11 protein-coding genes are annotated in these 18,434 nt (G+C 59.8%); 3 read left to right on the top strand and 8 right to left on the bottom strand.

What is annotated here, in order from left to right:
* Positions 1-49 precede the first annotated feature (49 nt).
* Complete coding sequence (locus BM132_RS04250) at positions 50-1,507, bottom strand: serralysin family metalloprotease (RefSeq protein ID WP_092453497.1); 1,458 nt, start codon at positions 1,505-1,507, stop codon at positions 50-52.
* A gap of 334 nt (positions 1,508-1,841) precedes the next feature.
* Complete coding sequence (locus BM132_RS04245; RefSeq protein ID WP_092453495.1) at positions 1,842-2,747, bottom strand: LysR family transcriptional regulator; 906 nt, start codon at positions 2,745-2,747, stop codon at positions 1,842-1,844.
* A gap of 133 nt (positions 2,748-2,880) precedes the next feature.
* Here BM132_RS04245 and BM132_RS04240 point away from each other — a divergent pair, with 133 nt between their 5' ends.
* On the top strand, positions 2,881-4,347 hold the full coding sequence (locus BM132_RS04240; RefSeq protein ID WP_092453493.1) for an MFS transporter: 1,467 nt from the start codon (positions 2,881-2,883) through the stop codon (positions 4,345-4,347).
* A gap of 189 nt (positions 4,348-4,536) precedes the next feature.
* Positions 4,537-4,815, top strand: coding sequence for a DUF1652 domain-containing protein (locus BM132_RS04235; RefSeq protein ID WP_047226440.1), 279 nt, complete (start codon positions 4,537-4,539; stop codon positions 4,813-4,815).
* Positions 4,816-4,878: 63 nt separating this feature from the next.
* Here the strand turns inward: BM132_RS04235 and BM132_RS04230 are convergent, their stop codons facing one another.
* The 5 genes from BM132_RS04230 to BM132_RS04210 form a co-directional block, all read right to left on the bottom strand.
* Positions 4,879-7,347, bottom strand: a complete 2,469-nt coding sequence (locus tag BM132_RS04230; RefSeq protein WP_092453491.1) for a UvrD-helicase domain-containing protein — start codon at positions 7,345-7,347, stop codon at positions 4,879-4,881.
* Between the two features lie 231 nt (positions 7,348-7,578).
* Positions 7,579-9,225 carry a phosphoglucomutase (alpha-D-glucose-1,6-bisphosphate-dependent) gene (gene pgm, locus BM132_RS04225; protein WP_092453489.1) on the bottom strand — a complete coding sequence of 549 codons (1,647 nt, stop codon included), beginning with the start codon at positions 9,223-9,225 and terminating at the stop codon, positions 7,579-7,581.
* Between the two features lie 91 nt (positions 9,226-9,316).
* On the bottom strand, positions 9,317-10,714 hold the full coding sequence (locus BM132_RS04220) for an aminotransferase-like domain-containing protein (RefSeq protein ID WP_092453487.1): 1,398 nt from the start codon (positions 10,712-10,714) through the stop codon (positions 9,317-9,319).
* Positions 10,715-10,762: 48 nt separating this feature from the next.
* The gene (locus tag BM132_RS04215) at positions 10,763-12,250 is read right to left on the bottom strand and encodes a hypothetical protein (protein WP_092453485.1); all 1,488 of its coding nucleotides are present in this window, start codon (positions 12,248-12,250) and stop codon (positions 10,763-10,765) included.
* A 684-nt stretch (positions 12,251-12,934) separates the two neighbouring features.
* On the bottom strand, positions 12,935-13,960 hold the full coding sequence (locus BM132_RS04210; RefSeq protein WP_047226435.1) for a zinc-dependent alcohol dehydrogenase family protein: 1,026 nt from the start codon (positions 13,958-13,960) through the stop codon (positions 12,935-12,937).
* A 245-nt stretch (positions 13,961-14,205) separates the two neighbouring features.
* Here BM132_RS04210 and BM132_RS04205 point away from each other — a divergent pair, with 245 nt between their 5' ends.
* On the top strand, positions 14,206-15,120 hold the full coding sequence (locus BM132_RS04205) for a LysR family transcriptional regulator (protein ID WP_047226434.1): 915 nt from the start codon (positions 14,206-14,208) through the stop codon (positions 15,118-15,120).
* Between the two features lie 99 nt (positions 15,121-15,219).
* Here BM132_RS04205 and BM132_RS04200 read toward each other — a convergent pair whose 3' ends face one another.
* Complete coding sequence (locus BM132_RS04200) at positions 15,220-18,432, bottom strand: beta propeller repeat protein (RefSeq protein WP_092453483.1); 3,213 nt, start codon at positions 18,430-18,432, stop codon at positions 15,220-15,222.
* Positions 18,433-18,434: the final 2 nt, after the last annotated feature.

The following is an 18,434-nucleotide window of genomic DNA, read 5'->3' as shown; positions in this document are numbered from 1 at the left end:
CCTGAAGGATCCCGCAAGAGCGCTGGCCGCTCCCACGGGATCGAGGACATCAGGCCACGATATCCGAGACAGCCGCCTGGCCGACGGTACTGACCAGGAAGTCAGCCACGCCGTGCCCGGAGAAGTCCACCGACAGCAGGCTGTTGCCACCTGATGTCGACAGCACCGCATCACCCGCCGTACCGGTGAATGCGTTCACAAAGTGCAGGCCCGCGCCTTTGGTGATGGCGGTCAGGTCGATCTTGTCCAGGCCGCTGACGAAATCGAGGATCTGATCGACCGCACCTGGCCGTGAGTCAGAACTGGCGGCGAACACGAAGGTGTCCGAGCCCGAACCGCCCCACAGTTTGTCGGCACCGCCGGCGCCCCAAAGGATGTCGTTGCCGGCACCGCCCTTGAGTTCGTTGGCCACGGAGTTGCCGATCAGCAAGTCACTGCCCGAGCCGCCAATGGCATTCTCGATGGTCACCCCCTGAGCGATGGACACGTTACCCACCATGCCGCCTACGTCGGAAAACGAGGCGCCATTGAGGTTGATTTTCTGGTTTTGTGTGAAGCCTGAAAAATCCAGAGTGTCGCGGCCACCGGCGTCCCATACCGAGAACACGACTTTGTCCGAAGACGAGGATGCGCTGTAGAAGTCGCGACCGGTGTTGGAGTTGAAGCCGTAGGTCGAGTCGCCGGTCCGGGTGCTGGTGTTGGCACCGTAGAGCTTCTGAATGGCCGCAATGTCATCCATCAGCGGGCCCGAGGCATAGGCTTCGACGCCGCCCTTGCTGAAGTCCTGGCTGGTGTTGGTTTCACTCCAGTAACTCATGAGGCTGTAGCCTCGGGTGTCCTGAGCATAGGTGGCGTCATCGTAGGTCGGGCTGCCTTCGCCGGCGTTATAGTCGCCAGGATGCGCCAGGCCCAGGCTGTGACCGATTTCATGGGTCAGGGTCTGACGGCCATAGTTGTTCAGTTCCGGGTTCTTGTTCTGGGTGTAGCGGCTGTTGATCAGGTACCAGGAAGTCCCGTCATAACCGGCGCCCGTGCCCGGTAGATAGGCAAATGCCGCTGCGCCGTCCTGGCCGCTGCTGTAGTTGCCGAAGGTCATGTGGCCGTCGCCGCCGCTGGTCCTTTCGGTGAACGTGACATTGGCCACGTCCGCCCAGGATTGCATAGCCAGGACCGCCTGGCCTTTCTGCTGGGCGCTGAACTGGCTGAAACCGCTGATGCCGTGCTTATTCATGGTGCTCGAAGAGGCAGAGGTCAGGAACGTGTACGTCAGCTCAATCTTGCCGCTGGCGTCCCGGTCCTGGTAGGCCGCACCGTCGCGCAGCAACTGGGTGGCCGCTTCGTCCACGGAGTACGAGGGTTTGCCATTGACGGTCAGGTTGCCGCCCCGATCGTATTGGTGGCTGAAACTATTGATCTGATTGAATGCACTGCTGGCCGCCGCCAGTGATTGCGGCGCCCAGAGCAATTGTTCGGCAGAATCAATAGCGTTGGTTTTGACTTTCGACATAAACACACTTCCTTGTTTGCAATGGAACAGTTTTTGTCAGATAGAACAATCTCTGGCGAGAGCGTCCTATCACTCGCCCAATTGAGGACGCAAGAAAACTGACACAATTGGAAATCAAACGTCCAGCGAATTTTTTTGACCCCTTTACACACTCACGCCTTCAACAACGGCAAAAGATACACGGCGCCCCGTTAGTACAGGTATTTCGCGGGCGACATTAAAGATTGTAGGACAAGATTCTATTTAAATATTAAATGAGGTTAACCACCTATTTGCCAATCACGTCGCACTTCTAGCAACTAAGTGCCAGCGAAACGCTACTAACTAATGGCGGCTAAATCTCTACGGTTTTGCCTGAACACACTTCCCGCAGACAACCGCGAAACCAGCGGTGCACAGGATCGGCATCCATTCGGGGGTGCCAAAGCATGGAAATCGTGAATGTCGGTAGCGCAAACGGCAACGCAAAGCTGTGCATGCCGACGCGCAGGCGGGTGGTATAGCGTTCAGGGACGCTGGCGATCAGGTCGCTGGACCGGGCAAGGCCCAGTGCAGTGGAGAAGCCTGGGACGGTGATCGCGATCGGCCGTGTCAGGTTCAAGGACCGCAAGGCCTGGTCGATGACGCTGTGGTCCAGCCCCCGCAAGGAAACGCCGATGTGCCCGCCTGCCGCATAACCGGCGGTACACACCTCGGCCCGACTCAGCGGGTGACCCGTGCGCACCACGCCAATGAGGCGATCAGTGAACAACGCCTGGGTTCGTAGCTCCGGGCTGGTGTCCTTGTCCACGACCGCCGTTTCCAGATCCACGCTGCCCTCTCGCAGCGCCGTACTGTCCTTGTCGGCCTTGTCCAGGAAATGCAGCCGCACACCGGGCGCCTGCTCGTTGATGCGGTTGATCAAGTCGATGGCGAAGTTTTCAACGAACCCTTCCCGAGTGCGCAGGGTGAAGGTGCGGCTCAGTCGGCGCAGATCCGGCACCTGGGACGGGCGCAGCGCCGCTTGGGCATCCTGCACCAGTTGGCTGACCTGCTCACGCAACGCCAAAGCGCGGGGTGTGGGCACCAGGCCCCGCCCGGCTCGCACCAGCAGCGGATCACCCGTGGTTTCGCGCAACCGCGCCAGCGCCCGGCTCATGGCCGAAGGGCTGAGTCGCAGTCGCCGAGCGGCGCGGGCCACGCTGCCTTCCGACAGCAAGACATCGAGAGTAACCAGCAGATTGAGGTCGGGTGTGGACATGGCGCAGCCCTGGTTTGGAATAGATGGCGCTGTATGCAGTTATAAAGTGCAATCCATGCGTCTTCCGCCATGTTATGCCCGGGCGTAACGTTCGGACAGCTCCATTTTTAGAGCGGCAGAGCCAGAGGACATGATGAAACCAGCCAATACCCAACCCAGCCTGCCAAGCGCGACGGGCGCAGAACGGGTCTTCTCACCGCGCTGGGCCTTGACCAGCCTTTCACTGTCGACCTTGCTGGCCTCACTGGGCGCCAGCGTGGCGACGGTGGGTTTGCCGACCCTGGCCCATGCGTTCGAGGCCTCCTTCCAGCAAGTGCAGTGGGTCATCCTTGCCTATTTACTGGCAATTACCACCCTGATTGTCAGCCTCGGGCGATTGGGGGACTTGCTCGGTCGTAGCCGGTTACTACTGGCGGGGATCGTGCTGTTCACCCTCGCATCAGCGCTATGCGGCATGGCGCCTTCGCTTTGGCTGTTGATCGCAGGCCGGGCATTACAGGGTCTTGGTGCGGCCATCATGATGACGTTAACCCTGGCCCTGGTGGCTGAAACCGTCAGCAAGGAAAAGACCGGCAGCGCGATGGGGCTGTTGGGCACCCTCTCCGCAGTCGGAACCGCCCTTGGTCCCTCACTGGGTGGTGCGCTTATCAGCGGTTTCGGTTGGCAGGCGCTATTTTTGATTAATGTTCCTCTTGGACTGCTGACGTTTGTCCTGGCCTGGCGTTCATTGCCAGCCCAATCATCCATGCGGGTAGTCGGGCGCCCGCGCTTTGATGCCTTGGGCACGCTGTTATTGGCAGCAACGCTTGCTGCCTATGCATTAGCCACGACGTTGGGACGAGGGAACTTCGGCTGGCCGAATATGGCGCTGTTGCTGACGGCGATCCTGGGCGGCAGTCTGTTTGTTTTGGCCCAGCGGCGGGTCGCGGCGCCGTTGATCCCCGTGGCGTTGCTGGGAGACCGGCTGCTGGTTTGCGGGCTGGTGACCAGTGCTCTGGTGGCAACGGTCATGATGGCGACGCTGCTGGTGGGGCCCTTCTACCTGTCCGTCGCCCTTGGATTGCCTGCCGCGCTGGTGGGGCTGGCGTTGGCGGCGGGACCGTCGGTGGCTGCGCTGACGGGTGTGCCTGCCGGGCGGCTGGTGGACCGGTTCGGCGTGCGCCCTGTGCGGCTCGCCGGGCTGCTGGTCATGATTGTCGGCTGCCTGATGCTGTCTCTGATGTCACCGGCCCTCGGTGTGGGCGGCTATGTCGGTGCTATCGCGGTAACGACCCTTGGCTATGCGCTGTTCCAGACGGCCAACAACACCGCAGTGATGGCGAACGTGCCAGCAGACAAACGTGGCGTCTTCTCAGGGCTGCTCAACTTGTCGCGCAATCTGGGTTTCCTGACCGGTGCATCGGCACTCGGCGCGGTGTTTGCCCTGACTGTACCGACGAATGGCATCGTCCGCGCCTCCCCCGAAGCGGTAACAAATGGCTTGCATCTGACCTTCGCCGTAGCCACATCGTTGATGCTATTAGCCTGGCTAGTGGTCTTGCAATGCCGTGAACCAGAGCCTCTGGATGGGCGGAATGACATCCTTGCCCAGAGAAAGTGAGGGCCTGATCGAAACGGCATAAGTCGTGATGCAAATCAAAAAAAGTGAACCAATCGCCAAACGGCCTGAAAAAAGCCACATGACATTCATTTTCAGGTGCTATTTTTAGTTCTCACTGGTAGAGCCATGATGGCTCTTCCTTCCTGATATGAGCAAACGGAAGCGCTTGATGAAGAAGGTGGGCAACAGATGAATAGAGGATCTTTCAGCAAGGTTACGTTTCCCAACGCCTGCCAGTTGATGCGCTGGCACTTTCATCCCATGGGATTCGAGGCCAGCATGGACGCACCGGGCAGTATGGTCGCCCGGCTGTTTGACCGTGCCAGCGGCGAAACCATGATCGCGATTGCAGGCATCCCCTGCGCGACAGTGATGAACGCCCCTGACGTGGAGCGAATAATCGAAGCGGTGGAAGCCGAGTTGGAAGCCTTCGTGCCACCGGTTGGCTTGCGACGATTTGCCTCCTGAAAAAAGAAGCCCACAGCAGTGGGCTTCTTTTTGGCTGACGGTTTTGTTCGTGCCTCGAGGTTCTCAGCTGCGGGCGCGGCGATGATCGGCAAAGAACGGCTTGCCGGTCCCTATCCGATCCGACGCCTTGGGCGCCTTGTTGACCTGTGTGTCCTGCCCATCGACATACCAATAGCAGTGCTGCACCGCCCGGGTAATGCCGACATAGGCCAGACGCAGAATCTCGTCTTTCTGTACCGTGTCGTACGGCTCGGCATCGCCCTCCTGGCCAAGCCCGGCCATTCGGTAGACCTGATTCTTGTAGGGGGAACTGGTTGAGTGCTGGCAGTCACCGAGCAAAAACACCGCATCGGCCTGAAGTCCCTTGGCGCTGTGGTAAGTCATCTGCCGGAGGCGTCGCACGGGGTGCGGCAAGCTAGAATCCACATTAACTGTTGGTTGAATGTGCTTTTCAATCAAAAGCTTATCGCTGCTTTTTCGATAGAGCATCAAGATTGAATCGCCTTTGCGGTAGTGTTCGTCCAGCCGCTTCGCCAGGCCTTCGTCGTCTCTGTCCAGCACATTAACCGGGCTCAAGGTTCGAGGCGTGCCGCTGGCCTTGGCCTTTTTGCCGGGAATCGCCGCAGCCGCGCGCACGACGTGTTCGGCGGCGTCAATGATGTGCTGATGGCTACGGTAGTTGTCGGTGAGCATGACCCTGGTGTTTGCCGGTGAAGGAAACTGTTTGTTGAACGCCATGAAATAACTCGGGGAGCTGCCGCGCCAGCCGTAAATCGACTGCCAATCATCGCCCACGCACAGCAAGGAGGAACGTTGGGCGCCCCGTCCCACATGCATGGCGGGACCGCGGCTGCGCACTTCCCGCAGGCTGGCGCGAAGCCAGGAGACGATCTGCGGCGAGACATCTTGAAACTCGTCGATCATCAAGTGCGACAGAGGACGCAGTATCGCATCGCTCAACAGCTTGAAGTTCTCGGGGGAATGCTCACTGAACAGCGCGAACATTCGGTTATAAGTCATGACGGGCGGCGACTGATCCAGCAAATGATCTTCAAATGCCCGCCAGTAGCGACTCAGGGCCTCAAAGAAATAACGATCCGGGTCATCCTGGGCAAAACACATCCGGCCCACGGCGTCCGGGACGTCCAGGCCCAGGTTCTCGATAAAGCCGGCGGCCGCGACGAAACAATCCAGCAACGGTGCCGAACCCAGTTCGCCTTTCACTTTGTAATCGAACCCTGGGCCTGCGCTGGCATCCCCGGCCAACACGCTCAATACACGCTTTGACGCCTCATAACTATCGAGCCATATCAATGGCTTAGAGCAGAAAGCTTGAAACAGGGTGCGCTTGACCGCCCACTCCGCACGGATACTCAGTTTGGCGCCCGGCCGGCTGAGTCGGGCGTCTTCCCGCGGATCGAAACCCAGCATCAGCCAGGCGTCCAGAGTTGGAACATAGCCGTGACAATGAAAGGTCGCGCCATTGATCTGGAATGCCTGACGCTTTGGCACGATGCCCTTGATCGGCCAGGCACCGGCGCGAAACCACAGGTCTTCGATCGCATCGCACAGCTCTTCATCGCGCTGGGCGGCCAGCTCGGTCACGGCTACACGTTTCTGCACATCAGGGTGGTCGCGTTCCAGCTCCTTGAGCTGCAAGGCATGGCGGGACATCGGCTTGATCAGTTCGCGAAAACGCTCGTCGCGCTGATAAAGACCGTGATAGCAGGCATTGAGCTGTTGGCGCTGAGCATCGTTGATGCGCAATTCAAAGGGATTGCCTTGGGCGTCATCATCCGGCGATTCGGTGCGATGGCTTAGGGTTTCAAACGCCTGGAGCCGCTCGAACCCGGGCAGGCTGCGCACCATGGGCAAGATGCGTGAATGGAAGGTTCGCACCAGGTCGCGAGCTTCCTTGAGGCTGATTGTCCGCCCCCAGAGGGCGAAAACCTCAATGAGTTTGTGAATGAAATCCTTGCGCGACTCCCGTGTGAAGGTCACCACGGTCATCGAGTCCAGCTCAAAACCCAGGTAATGAGACAGCAGCACAATACGTAGCACCAGGGTTGTGGACTTCCCGGCGCCTGCGCCGGCAACGACCGAGGTAGACGGCGTATCGCTCAGGATCATCTTCCACTGCGCGGCGCTCGGCTGGGCGTGAGCAGGAAGCAATCGGGCAACATCGGCCTTGATGCGTTTCTTGAGTTCGGCGGTCAACGGCAGGCGCCAGTCATCGAACAACAGATCATCGACTTTCGGTGCCGGGTGTTCAGTGCTTCGGGAATCCCGAATCAACAGGACCTGACGGCCCTCTTCCAACCCTTCGGCCTTGCCTTCCTTATGGCCGTAGTCAAAACCGGCGCTATGGCCACTGCGAAAGCCGTCGGCCTGGCCGTGCAGCCAGGAAGCCCGATGCTGGGCTCGAAGTCGCGTCAGGCCATGCCCCAAAAAACGCGCGGCCAGGCGCTTGAGTAAAGACATCTGCGCCAGGGGCAGAAGTTCGGGGGGAAGATCGGGAGTGTGTTGCGACACGCTGAGGGACTCCGGTGTTCAGAACCATGGCGGCTATGGTGTCTGTATTTGCCAGCGGATTCCACTCAAAAGCTTGTAAGTCATGGATTTAGGCGATGAAGTGAAAGTGGTGTCGCACATCGCCATCAGTGTCGCCCGACCCACCGTCATCGCGAGCAGGCTCGCTCCCACAGAGGCCTGCGTGCACCGCAAAGCCAATGTGGGAGCGAGCCTGCTCGCGATGGGTTTGAATCACTGTCCGGAAATGGCGCTGTCGACCAATGCCTGCGCCTCGACCACCAATTGCTTGAGGTGCTCATCACTGATGAAGCTTTCGGCGTAAATCTTGTAGATGTCCTCAGTGCCTGATGGTCGCGCGGCGAACCAGCCGTTTTCAGTCATGACTTTCAGGCCGCCGATGGCCTGGTCATTGCCCGGTGCATGGCTGAGGATGCTCTGGATGGTCTCCCCGGCCAATTCGGTGGATGCGACCTGATCCGGTGCCAGCTTGCTCAGCAGCGCCTTCTGTTGCGGGCTCGCCTTGGCATCGACGCGCACGGAGAACGGCTCACCCAGTTCATCCGTCAGGGCGCGGTAGGCCTGGCTTGGGTCGCGACCGGTGCGCGCGGTCATTTCGGCCGCCAGCAACGCCGGGATCAGGCCGTCTTTGTCGGTACTCCACACACCGCCGTCCTTGCGCAGGAACGAGGCGCCGGCGCTTTCTTCGCCACCAAAGCCCAAGGAACCGTCGAACAAGCCGTCGGCGAACCACTTGAAGCCAACCGGCACTTCATACAGGCGCCGACCCAGACGCTTGGCTACGCGATCGATCAGCCCGCTGCTGACTACCGTCTTGCCCACGGCGGCATCGGCACGCCACTGCGGACGGTTCTGGAACAGGTAGTCGATGGACACCGCCAGATAGTTGTTCGGCGCCAGCAAACCGCCGGACGGCGTCACGATGCCGTGGCGATCATGGTCCGGGTCGCAGGCGAAGGCCACATCGAAACGCTCTTTGAGGCCAATCAAGCCTTGCATGGCATGGCTGGAGGACGGGTCCATGCGGATCTGCCCATCCCAGTCGACGGTCATGAAGCGGAAGGTGGAATCCACCTGAGTGTTGACCACGTCCAGATCCAGGCGGTAATGCTCGGCAATGGCGGGCCAGTAGCGCACCCCTGCTCCGCCCAGCGGATCCACGCCCAGGCGCAAGCCGGCAGCGCGAATGGCATCGAAGTCGATGACATTGATCAGATCCGCCACGTAGGTGTTGACGTAGTCGTGACGGTGAGTGGTGTCGGCCCTCAGGGCCTGCTCATAGCTGACGCGCTTGACGCCGGCCAACTGGCTTGCCAGCAGCTCGTTGGCCTTGGCTTCGATCCATTTGGTGATGTGGGTATCGGCCGGGCCGCCGTTGGTGGGGTTGTACTTGTAGCCCCCACTCTGCGGCGGATTGTGGGACGGGGTGATGACGATGCCGTCCGCCAGACCGGTGGTGCGGCCGCGGTTGTAGCAAAGAATGGCGTGGGAAATCGCCGGCGTGGGCGTGTAGTCATCGGCCTCGGCAATCATCACGGTGACCCCGTTGGCAGCGAACACCTCCAGCGCGCTGGCGCCTGCCGGGGTGGACAGCGCATGGGTATCGATCCCCAGGAACAAGGGACCGTTGATACCCTGGGCTTCACGGTACAGGCAGATCGCTTGGCTGATAGCCAGCACATGCCATTCGTTGAACCCCAGGTCGAAGGAACTGCCACGGTGCCCGGATGTGCCGAAAGCCACACGCTGGGTCGACACCGAGGCGTCGGGTCGGCCGGTGTAATAGGCCGTCACCAGTCGCGGGATATCGATCAACAACTCTGCCGGTGCCGGCTTGCCCGCAAATGGACTGACTGTCATGCAAAACCTCTGAATGGAGTGGCTCGATAAAATGGATGCAGTTTACTGACAGTTCGACCGTGGCGCGACGGGTTCGATCCATCGCCCTCCGTTACGATTGCTCAAGTCTCAAGGCATCGGCCAGCGCACAGAGTGCAGTATCCAGATCGTGTGAACCGCTCAAGGCGTGGGTCAGGCGCAGATGTTGTGCATACAACCCTTGCAAACTGAACAGCTCTCCCGGCGCAATGACGATTCGCTGCGCCAGCAGCCGCTGGAAGACCCGTCGCAGATCGACGTGCCGCGAAGATCGGGTCCAGATCGTTGCGCCCCCTTGGGGCTCCAGCCATTGCAGGCTGTCCCCTAGCCGCTCGCGCAGCATTTGCGTTGTCGATAGCGCACCTTCACGCAACAATCGTCGCAGCACCAGCAAGTGCTGATCGATCCGTCCGTTGCTGTACAAACGTGCGATGGCCTTCTGGCGAATCGGTGACAGACGAAACGCGCGCAGCAGGAAATGTCGCTGCAGCTCCAGCGTCAGCTGTCGCGACAACACATAGCCGTAGGGGGCCTCGGGGCCGATGGTTTTTTCGAAAGTGGAATAGACGATCAGCCGGTCCGGGTCGAGCAAGTCTCGAAAAGGCGTAACCCCGGCTTCGAACGCCAGGTCTGTATAACTGTCGTTCTCCAGCACCCATGTGCCGTGCAGCTCCAGCAAGCGCGCTACGGCGCGACGGTTGTTTTCAGGAACGAGCGTGCCCCTGGGCATATTCAGGACCGAGGACAGGATGACCAGGCGTACCGCTTTACTCGTCAGCAATTGTTCCAGTTGCTCGACATTGATCTCCCCATTCGCCAGCAGTGGCAGCTCGATCACGTCGATATCGGCCGCCTGCAGCAAGCGCAGAACCGTCCAGTCGCAGGGGGACTCGATCAGCACCGTGGCGCCCTTGAGCGCCAGCACGGCGATCAGAATCTCCAATACACCGCGCAGATCAGCGCCGATATAAACATCGTCGGCGTTCCAGCAACGGGCCGGCGAAGACGTATAGCGAGCCGCCAGCGCGGTGCGCAGTTCCAGCTCGCCCCAAGGCTGCGAGGGCATCTGTGAGGAGCGCGGATACTGACGCAGCAGCTCACGCTCCAGTAACAACAGCGGGCTGTCCAGCGGTTGCATCGACGCAGGCTCGTCAGCGCTGAGTACCAGCATTCCCGGTCGCCGTGCATTGACATACAGGGTCTCGAGCAAATCATCACCGCCGCCCAGTGTCGCGACGCAGGGTACTGGCAATGCGTAATAACCGGATTTGGCGACCGAATAGACCCGCCCTTCCTTCTCCAGCAACGAATAAGCGTACTGGATGGTAGAGATCGACACGTTCAGGCGCTCGGCCAGTTGCCGTAATGACGGCAAACGCACTCGGGCGTCGGCGCCCAGTTCGTTGATCAGGGTGGTGAGGTAACGATAAACCGCCTGATACGCGAAGTCTGTTTCCCGGCAACCTTTCATGGGGTTGGGCCAGGCGACGTGGCGAATGAATCCGTCAAATCCTGTCCCTCAATGCCGTGCCGCACGTTCGCGCATGGCATCGTCGCCCTGCCCGGCTTCTTCAATGTCGACGTCATCGACAGGCTGCTGCGCATCCATTCCCGATGCCTGTTCCTGCTCCGGCGGCGTGATACTGGCCCGATACAGCTTGCCGAGCATGTCGATGGACAGGCCGCTGACGTCGACCATCCATTGCGCCACCTGATCGGCGATGGCCGCGCCCTGCATGGCCTTGTGCAAATCCGGCAGCGCCACCAGCATGCCGGGATGACAGCAGCGCAGGAAGTGTTCCAGGCCGGCGCCTTGCTCCACGAAAGGAGCGAACAACATGCACACCAGTTGCGTTTCATTGAGCCCCAGGGTCTTGTGCGCGTCGCTGGCAGCCTGGGCGCGCCGCTCGGGGATGGCCGTGGGTGGGCCGAACAGCATTCGTGCCTGCTCGCAGACGTGCTCGGGCAACTGCTTGCGATGCATGATCATGATCGCCCGTTGTACATAGTCGCCATAGCCCGCTTCATAGCTGCGCCCCTGCAGATAGCAGGCCTGCAGGCCATGCAGGTGGGCTGACAGCAGTGGGCTCAGGTATTCGTTTTCCGGCGCCGATGCGACGAGCTCATCGGTCCGCACCCGAAGGAATTCACTGAACAGCGGCCAGTTGGTTTCTTGCGAACTGTCGACGATCAGGTCGTCGATACCAATGTGACTCACGCGCCGACACGCCTCGAAATGCCCCTCGGGTCTCCATGCGTCCCCGTGGTCCTGACCATAGAAGCCCAGGTAAGGATTAGCGCCCAAGGAATCGAGTTGCGCGAAGAGACTGTCGAAACCGCTGGATGGATCAGTCGCCAGGCCGACCTTGCGGGCAGCACGCCGAAGGCCCGACATGAACTGTTTTTGCTCGCGCGGCGTATCACTGCTGACTAACGAGTCCACGCCACGCTCCCAGCGAGCCATATGCCGATAGAACTCCGCCATCGCCAGGTAGCCGTGATCGCCTACCTCCAGGGGACTGTCGACCGAGCGAAGGTGGCCCAGAACCAACGTGTCCATGCGATTGGCCTCATGCCCGGCCGCCGACAACGGCTGCTTGTGATTGAACGGCACCACCTCGCGGTTATCCGCCATCAGCAGTTCCACCCGAGGGTCGTCGTAGACGAACAGCGCGCTGTAACAGCGGTGGATGTTTTCCAGGGTCGCCTGGGTGGTTTCGCTCAGGCGTGGCGTGGCGACGCGCAAGTCGAAGGTCACCGGATGCCTGCCCGCGATGCTCAACTGTGCGGCCCGCAAGGCGGTCAGGACATAAAAGCTGTCCCGGCTGCCGTTCTGGACCGTCAACACGCGATAGTCGCCGATCCGGTCGATGCCGCCGGCGGCGACAATTAAACGCTGGATCAAAAGCTGCAACGCCGTCCGTTCCGCGCGGGAATAAAAACCTGACAATCGCTGCAATATCTGTTGATACACGTGATTCATTGCCTGCTCATGAATTGAACTCATAGCCATATACCTGGAAATTCAAATATCGGCGTCGCACTGGCATAGCGTGACCGAGCGACGGGTTGATCTGGAAAATTGTTCTAGTGCTGCAAAGAGTATTGGTAATACGCTCAAGCTTTGCTTGTCGTAATTATTTGATACATAAGCTGGGGAGTTCGCCCGCTTCGCCTTGGTACGCGCCTGCAAGCCTCTGAGCCATTGGGTTTCAGCGATTCAGTGTTGCGTCCTAGGAAGTTTCCGACAGCGTCCTTCAGACAATGAGTACAAAAAACAAAGAACATGCCTAACTTCAACTGCCCCCCTGCCCCAGTCAGTTTTCCCCGCAGTCGATTGATAGCGTTAAAACAATTAACGCTTGATGCACCTTTGCCCGAAGGATGACGATTTTCTAAAAACTTGTACTGCGCCACGACTTCTTCCTTGAGATGGAAATCAGCGTTCAATTATCAGGACTTAAATAACGATTAGAAGATACAGATTGAGGGCAAAAACCAGTTCAGTTCCCTGGGAAATAAACACTTTTCGGGTGTTGAGCGAACTGGACCGCCCAGGCAAGGGCGTGGTTGCCGCGCACAAGGGCGTCATTGCCGGACGGAGCGGCAATGGCAGAAGAGAGGAAGAAAAGCAGGTTCAGGCCGAAGGCAGCGCAAGAGTCTCCATGCTGACTCTTGCGCGGGGGAGGAATCAGGCGGGATCGACTACCTGAAGGGCGACGCGTTCACGGCAAGGGCATTCGCCCATGTAACGGTGGGCTTCGACAAACTCGGAGAACGGAAACACCCGGGTCTTGAGCGGCAACAGCACGCGATCGGCGGTCAGTTGATTGATATCACGCAGCGCCCGCTGCAATGCCACCTGGTCCTGGATGATGCCCAGTTCCGGTTTGCCGGTAAAATTGCCGATGCAGTGCACAAAGAACTGAATGTTCTTCTGGAACGCCGCACAGGCCGGAAACGGCGTCTGGTTGCCGCCTTGCAAGCCATACAGCACCAGGCTGCCCCGCGGCGCCAGCACATCACCGAGCAGCGACATTTGCGGCCCGCCGAGGCCATCGAACACCACGTCGACGCCACGGTTATCAGTGAGCTTGTTGATTTGCATCAGCAAGTCCTGCTCTTCGGTGACGATGACTTTTTCGGCGCCGAGCGACAGCAGGTACTCACGCTCATCAGCGGTCTTGGTGGCCGCGATCACCCGTACACCCAAGGCCTTGCCCAGTTGTACGAAGGATGGGCCGGCACAATGACTGGCATCAGTGACCAGGGCAAACTGCCCCGGTTTGACCCGTGCCAAGTCCACGTAGGCGAAATAGGCGATCAGCAGTGGCGTGTAGTGCACAGCGGCTTCGATCGGGGTGAGCACGTCGGGATAACGGGTCAGCGCGGTACGCGGCAGCACGATGATCTCACCGTACACCGGGTAATCGTTAGGGCTCTCGGCAGGGAAACTGGCGACTTTGTCGCCTACAGCCAAGTCGTCGACACCGTCTCCAACAGCCGTCACCACCCCGGCCATTTCATGACCAAGGCCCGAAGGCAGGCGCGCCTGGGACGACGCCAGATTCTGGCGCCACAGGGTGTCATACCAGCTGATGCCGATCGCTTCGACACGGACCTGCACTTCTCCTGGCGCAGGAAGAGCCGCCGCATGCTCTTCGCATTTGAGCACCTCGGCACCACCAAACTTGTGAAAACGGATCGTGCGGGACATCGCAAACCTCGTCAAAGTAACCTCTAATGCCATGAACTCTATCCGGGCTTTGTACCCAAGACCATCAGTGGCTATTAATAGTCGACATGCCTGTCATTGATTCCGCAGCAAGAAATCGGATCCGTCCTGTAGGAATATTCAAATTAGCCGGTGCAGAGTACCAGCCTTTCCCCGTAAGATTCATGCCGGTCATTGTTCTCATATGGCCGCTCACGTCAAGCTTGCTGAATCTGCCAGGACCCCAGATGAATCGTAATGACCTGCGTCGTGTCGACCTGAACCTGTTGATCGTGTTCGAAACATTGATGCATGAACGCAGTGTGACCCGAGCCGCCGAGAAGCTGTTCCTCGGCCAGCCGGCCATCAGTGCCGCGCTGTCACGCCTGCGCAACCTGTTTGATGACCCGCTGTTCGTGCGCACCGGTCGTAGCATGGAACCGTCGGCCCGGGCGGTCGAAATCTTCGCCCTGCTCTCCCCAGCCCTTGATTCGATCTCCACGGCGGTCAGCCGCGCGGCGGAGTTCGACCCGGCCACCAGCACCTCGGTGTTCCGCATCGGCCTGTCGGACGACGCCGAGTTCGCGCTGTTGCCGATGCTGCTCAAGCGCCTGCGGGCCGAAGCCCCGGGCATTGTCCTGGTCGTGCGCCGGGTCAACTACATTCTGATGCCAGGCTTGCTGGCGTCCGGTGAAATCTCCATCGGCGTCAGCTACACCGAGGATCTGCCGGCCAACGCCAAGCGTAAAGTCTTGCGGCGCAGCATGCCCAAAGTGCTGCGGGCCGACACGGCCCCAGGACGACTGAATCTGGACGAATTCTGCGCCCGACCCCATGCGCTGGTGTCCTTCGCCGGGGACCTGAGCGGTTTCATCGATGAAGAACTGGAGAAACTGGACCGCAAGCGTCACGTGGTCTTGGCCGTGCCGCAGTTCAATGGCCTGAGCACGCTGCTGGCGGGCACTGACATCATCGCCATCGTGCCCGACTACACCGCCGACGCACTGACCGCCGCCGGCGGCGTTCGCGCCGAAGACCCGCCGATCCCGGTGCGCAGCTTCGAGCTGCACATGGCCTGGCGCGGCTCCCAGGACAACGACCCGGGCGAGCGCTGGTTGCGTTCGCGGATTCAGATGTTTTTTGGGGATCCTGAGAGTCTCTAGGCGTTGTCGGGCAGGCTGCTTAGCTGATCATTTCTGCCTTTCCACAAACCATGGAGTTCCATTCACTTCCAGAGGCAAGGCATCGACGCCCCCCTCCCATCACCCCATCGGCTCGCAAACGATGCGCCCGATGCGCAGGAAGGTTTCATGGGCGTTGAGTTCGTAGACGCTCAACATGGCATGGTCCTTCGCCGCCAGATACCGCCAGCGCCCCTCTTCGAGCATGAACTCCTTAAATGCTTCGCCGTCCTCGCTCAGGTAGATGCGCTGTGCGTCGTTGGCTCTGGTGAACAGGCTCAGGCGCTCCAGGTGGAAGACGCTGTCGACGCGCAATTCCTGCGCCTGGAGTTTCCAGTCGTAACCCTTGTCCGAAGTTAGATACTGGTCCCAGCAGACGCACATCAACTTGCCGCTCATGCGGGTGATCAGCGGATTGTCGAAGTCGTCCTTGTCGCTGTCCCAGGTGCAGGTGCGCCCACTCTTGCCAGGCAGGTAGTAATTGACGAACGACTTGGCGTCGTTCTTCTTCCTGTCCCGGACGTACGAGTAGCTGTAGCTGCAGAACAGCAGGAGGCACGGCAAGCCCGGTAGCGAGCGCATGCTCTTCGCCTCCACCCCCTCGGGCAGGTTCGGCGTACCATCCCAGCGGGTCCAGGGGCCATCGAGGCGCTCGGCACAGTAGATCAGCGGCTTGTAGTAGGTGGACGTCCTAGTGGAGTCGAAGATGATGCCCTTCTCGACATACGAGTATTCGGCTCGCTCGGTGAAGCGCCAGAGCCATTGGCCGCTGAAGTGCACGACGTCCTCGGTCGCCGAATAGCCATAGCTGTCGGGCAACTCCGGCGCCTGGCTGCGCTGCCAGGTCAAGCCATCATGGGAGAAGTGGAAACTGTCGCCGTAAGCCGCGATAAGGATCCACACCCCGTCGACGACGGACAGCGTTTTGCCGTGTAGCTTCTCTTCCTGCGGATCCGGCCGCACGACCTGCCAGTGCAGACCGTCTTCGCTGCGATGGAACACGCCATCGTCGTCGACCAGCAGCCAGATCTTACCGTTGGTCTTGATCTGGCGGATGTTTTCCGGATCACAGGGTGGATTGTCGAGGTTTTGCCATTCGATGCTGAAGCGGTGCGCGCGCCCCTCGATCTCGACCACGACGGCCGACTTCTCCAGTCGCTCCTGCTGCCGGGCCAGTTCGCGGGCGGCACGCTCCTGCGCCTCGATCTCCACAACAGACCTGTCGAATTCACCAGCCTTGAACAGGTCGATCTGGCGATCCGCAGCGGAACACGCTTCAGAGAAGGCGCTCAGGGTACTGTCGACCTGCCTTTCGTAACGGCAGAACTGTTCATGCCAGTCGTCGTTCGAGGCCGAGTTGTCCAGGTCGAAGTCGCTGTAGCTCAGTTCGCTGTCGAAGTTGATCGGCGGCAGAGTCATGCGTCGAATCATGCCGTTGGCCGAATTCAGGGCTCCGCTGTGTTCTGAAATCAGCTCGCTGGCCTTCTTGCGCATGGTGTTGAGGCTCGACAGCGCCAGGCCGCGGCCTACCGAGCAGGCGGACGCTGTGACCGCCGAACTGACCTTGGCCAAGAAGCCATCGTCGAACGATTCCATGTAGAACGAATGGTCCGATGCCTTGCTGCTGACCGCAATCAGGTCGAAGCTCAGGGTCGTCGCGGCCCAACTGGCGGTGTGCAGCTTCTTGCCGATATCCTCGTAGGTCTGCTCGAAGCTCAGGACGCGGTAACGAACGATGTTTTTCCAGCCACGGGTCTGTGCGGCCAGTTTCGCGGCGGCATCAAGCAACGGCTTTTCCTCGGTCTCCCGGAGCAGCGTCTGCAGGTGTGGGAAGTTGTCGCGAAACTGCGCCGGCTTGAGGGTCGCGAGAATCCGCGCCATGTACGGGTTCTCGATTTTCCGGCCGCACAGGGTCAGCAGGAAAAAGGCATCCAGCAGCCAGGTGTAGGTGCGGTCATTCTCGTTGAGCAGCGTCTGCATGATTGGCAGGTAGTCCTGCAGCTTGCGCGGACTGTCGGCGATCTGGCCGATCTGCCCGACGATGTCCGGACAACCGGCCTTTTCCGCCAGGTGTTCGAGGAACTCCACGCCTGCTTTGTTCAGCGCTGCGGAACCCTCGATGGCCAGGGCGAACAGGCGCAGGTAGATGCGCCGGGGTTCTTCGTCGGGTGTAGTGTCGAAGAAGCTGTGCACCTTGATCTCCGGCAACTCCGAGGTCAGCGACAGCGGCTCGCCCTCTTGGTGCTCCTGCTCCTGCTCCTCGTCCTCCTCGATTACGTTGAGCCCATTGACGTCCTTGTAGATGTCGATGGCCAATGCGCTGCCGCCGATCACCTCGCCGATCAGATCACGGATGCCATAGGTGGTCGACAGCCCGGAGAACTCCTCACCGAACAACTTCGAGATGATTTTCTCGCGGTCTTCGTCGCTGCGGCAGATCTCTTCGTCATCAATGAGGCTGACGATGCGCTCGTACTGATCGGACAAGAAATACAGCGCATTGAAACCGATGCCCGAGATGTTCTTCTGGATAAAGTGCGAATCCACCACATGCTCGTCGAAGCCCAGCGCTATCATTTCGCGGAAGCGATCGATGCCGGCAAGCTCGATTCCCTCGATCAGCTCCATAATGAAGTCCAGCAGGCGGACATCTTCGTCGCAGTCGATCCCCAGCTTGTCGAGGGTGACGACCAGATGGTTGACGTCCCGCGAGGTCAGCACCACATTGTGGTGGCTGCGTATGAAGTCATAGGTGAGGTGCAGCACAAGCAGGTTGCGCGGGATCGACTTGAAGCGACGCTTGTTGGCTTCGATGTGCAGCGACCAGTTGGTGAAACTGGCGTGGTTCTCGACCTGCACCAGGCGACTGTTGATCTTGTCGACCGCCTGCGAGAGGAAATCCCGGGTCTCGATGATGTATTCGTTCATCGTCCCCAGGTTGTTGCGGATCACCGCGATGCTCTGGGCATTGATCAGGTTTTGCTGCTGCAATTGCTTGAGGTAGTGCCAGGCGAATTTCTGCATCTGCAGCATGTCGACCTGGTTGTGCAACTGGTCCTGGCTAGTCTTGCCGCTGACCTTGTTGCCCAGGCGCTTGAAAAAACCCGCCCCGGTCTGCCTGGCCAAGCGTTCCTGGCTGGACGCCAGGACCCGCGAGGCGTCGAGGGCCAACTGCTGGGTCAGGGCGGCATTGCCCTTGTGCTGGTTCACCAGGGCTTCGATCGCTCGAGCGTCTGCGTCTTCGAGAGGCTGTTCGAAGATCTCTTGCGGTACCTCAACAGTGGTATCGGTCATTT

Source organism: Pseudomonas sp. NFACC45, assembly GCF_900113505.1.
Lineage (GTDB): Bacteria > Pseudomonadota > Gammaproteobacteria > Pseudomonadales > Pseudomonadaceae > Aquipseudomonas > Aquipseudomonas tehranensis.
Note: the sequence above shows the minus strand (reverse complement) of the source record. Positions and strands in the feature narration are given on the sequence as shown.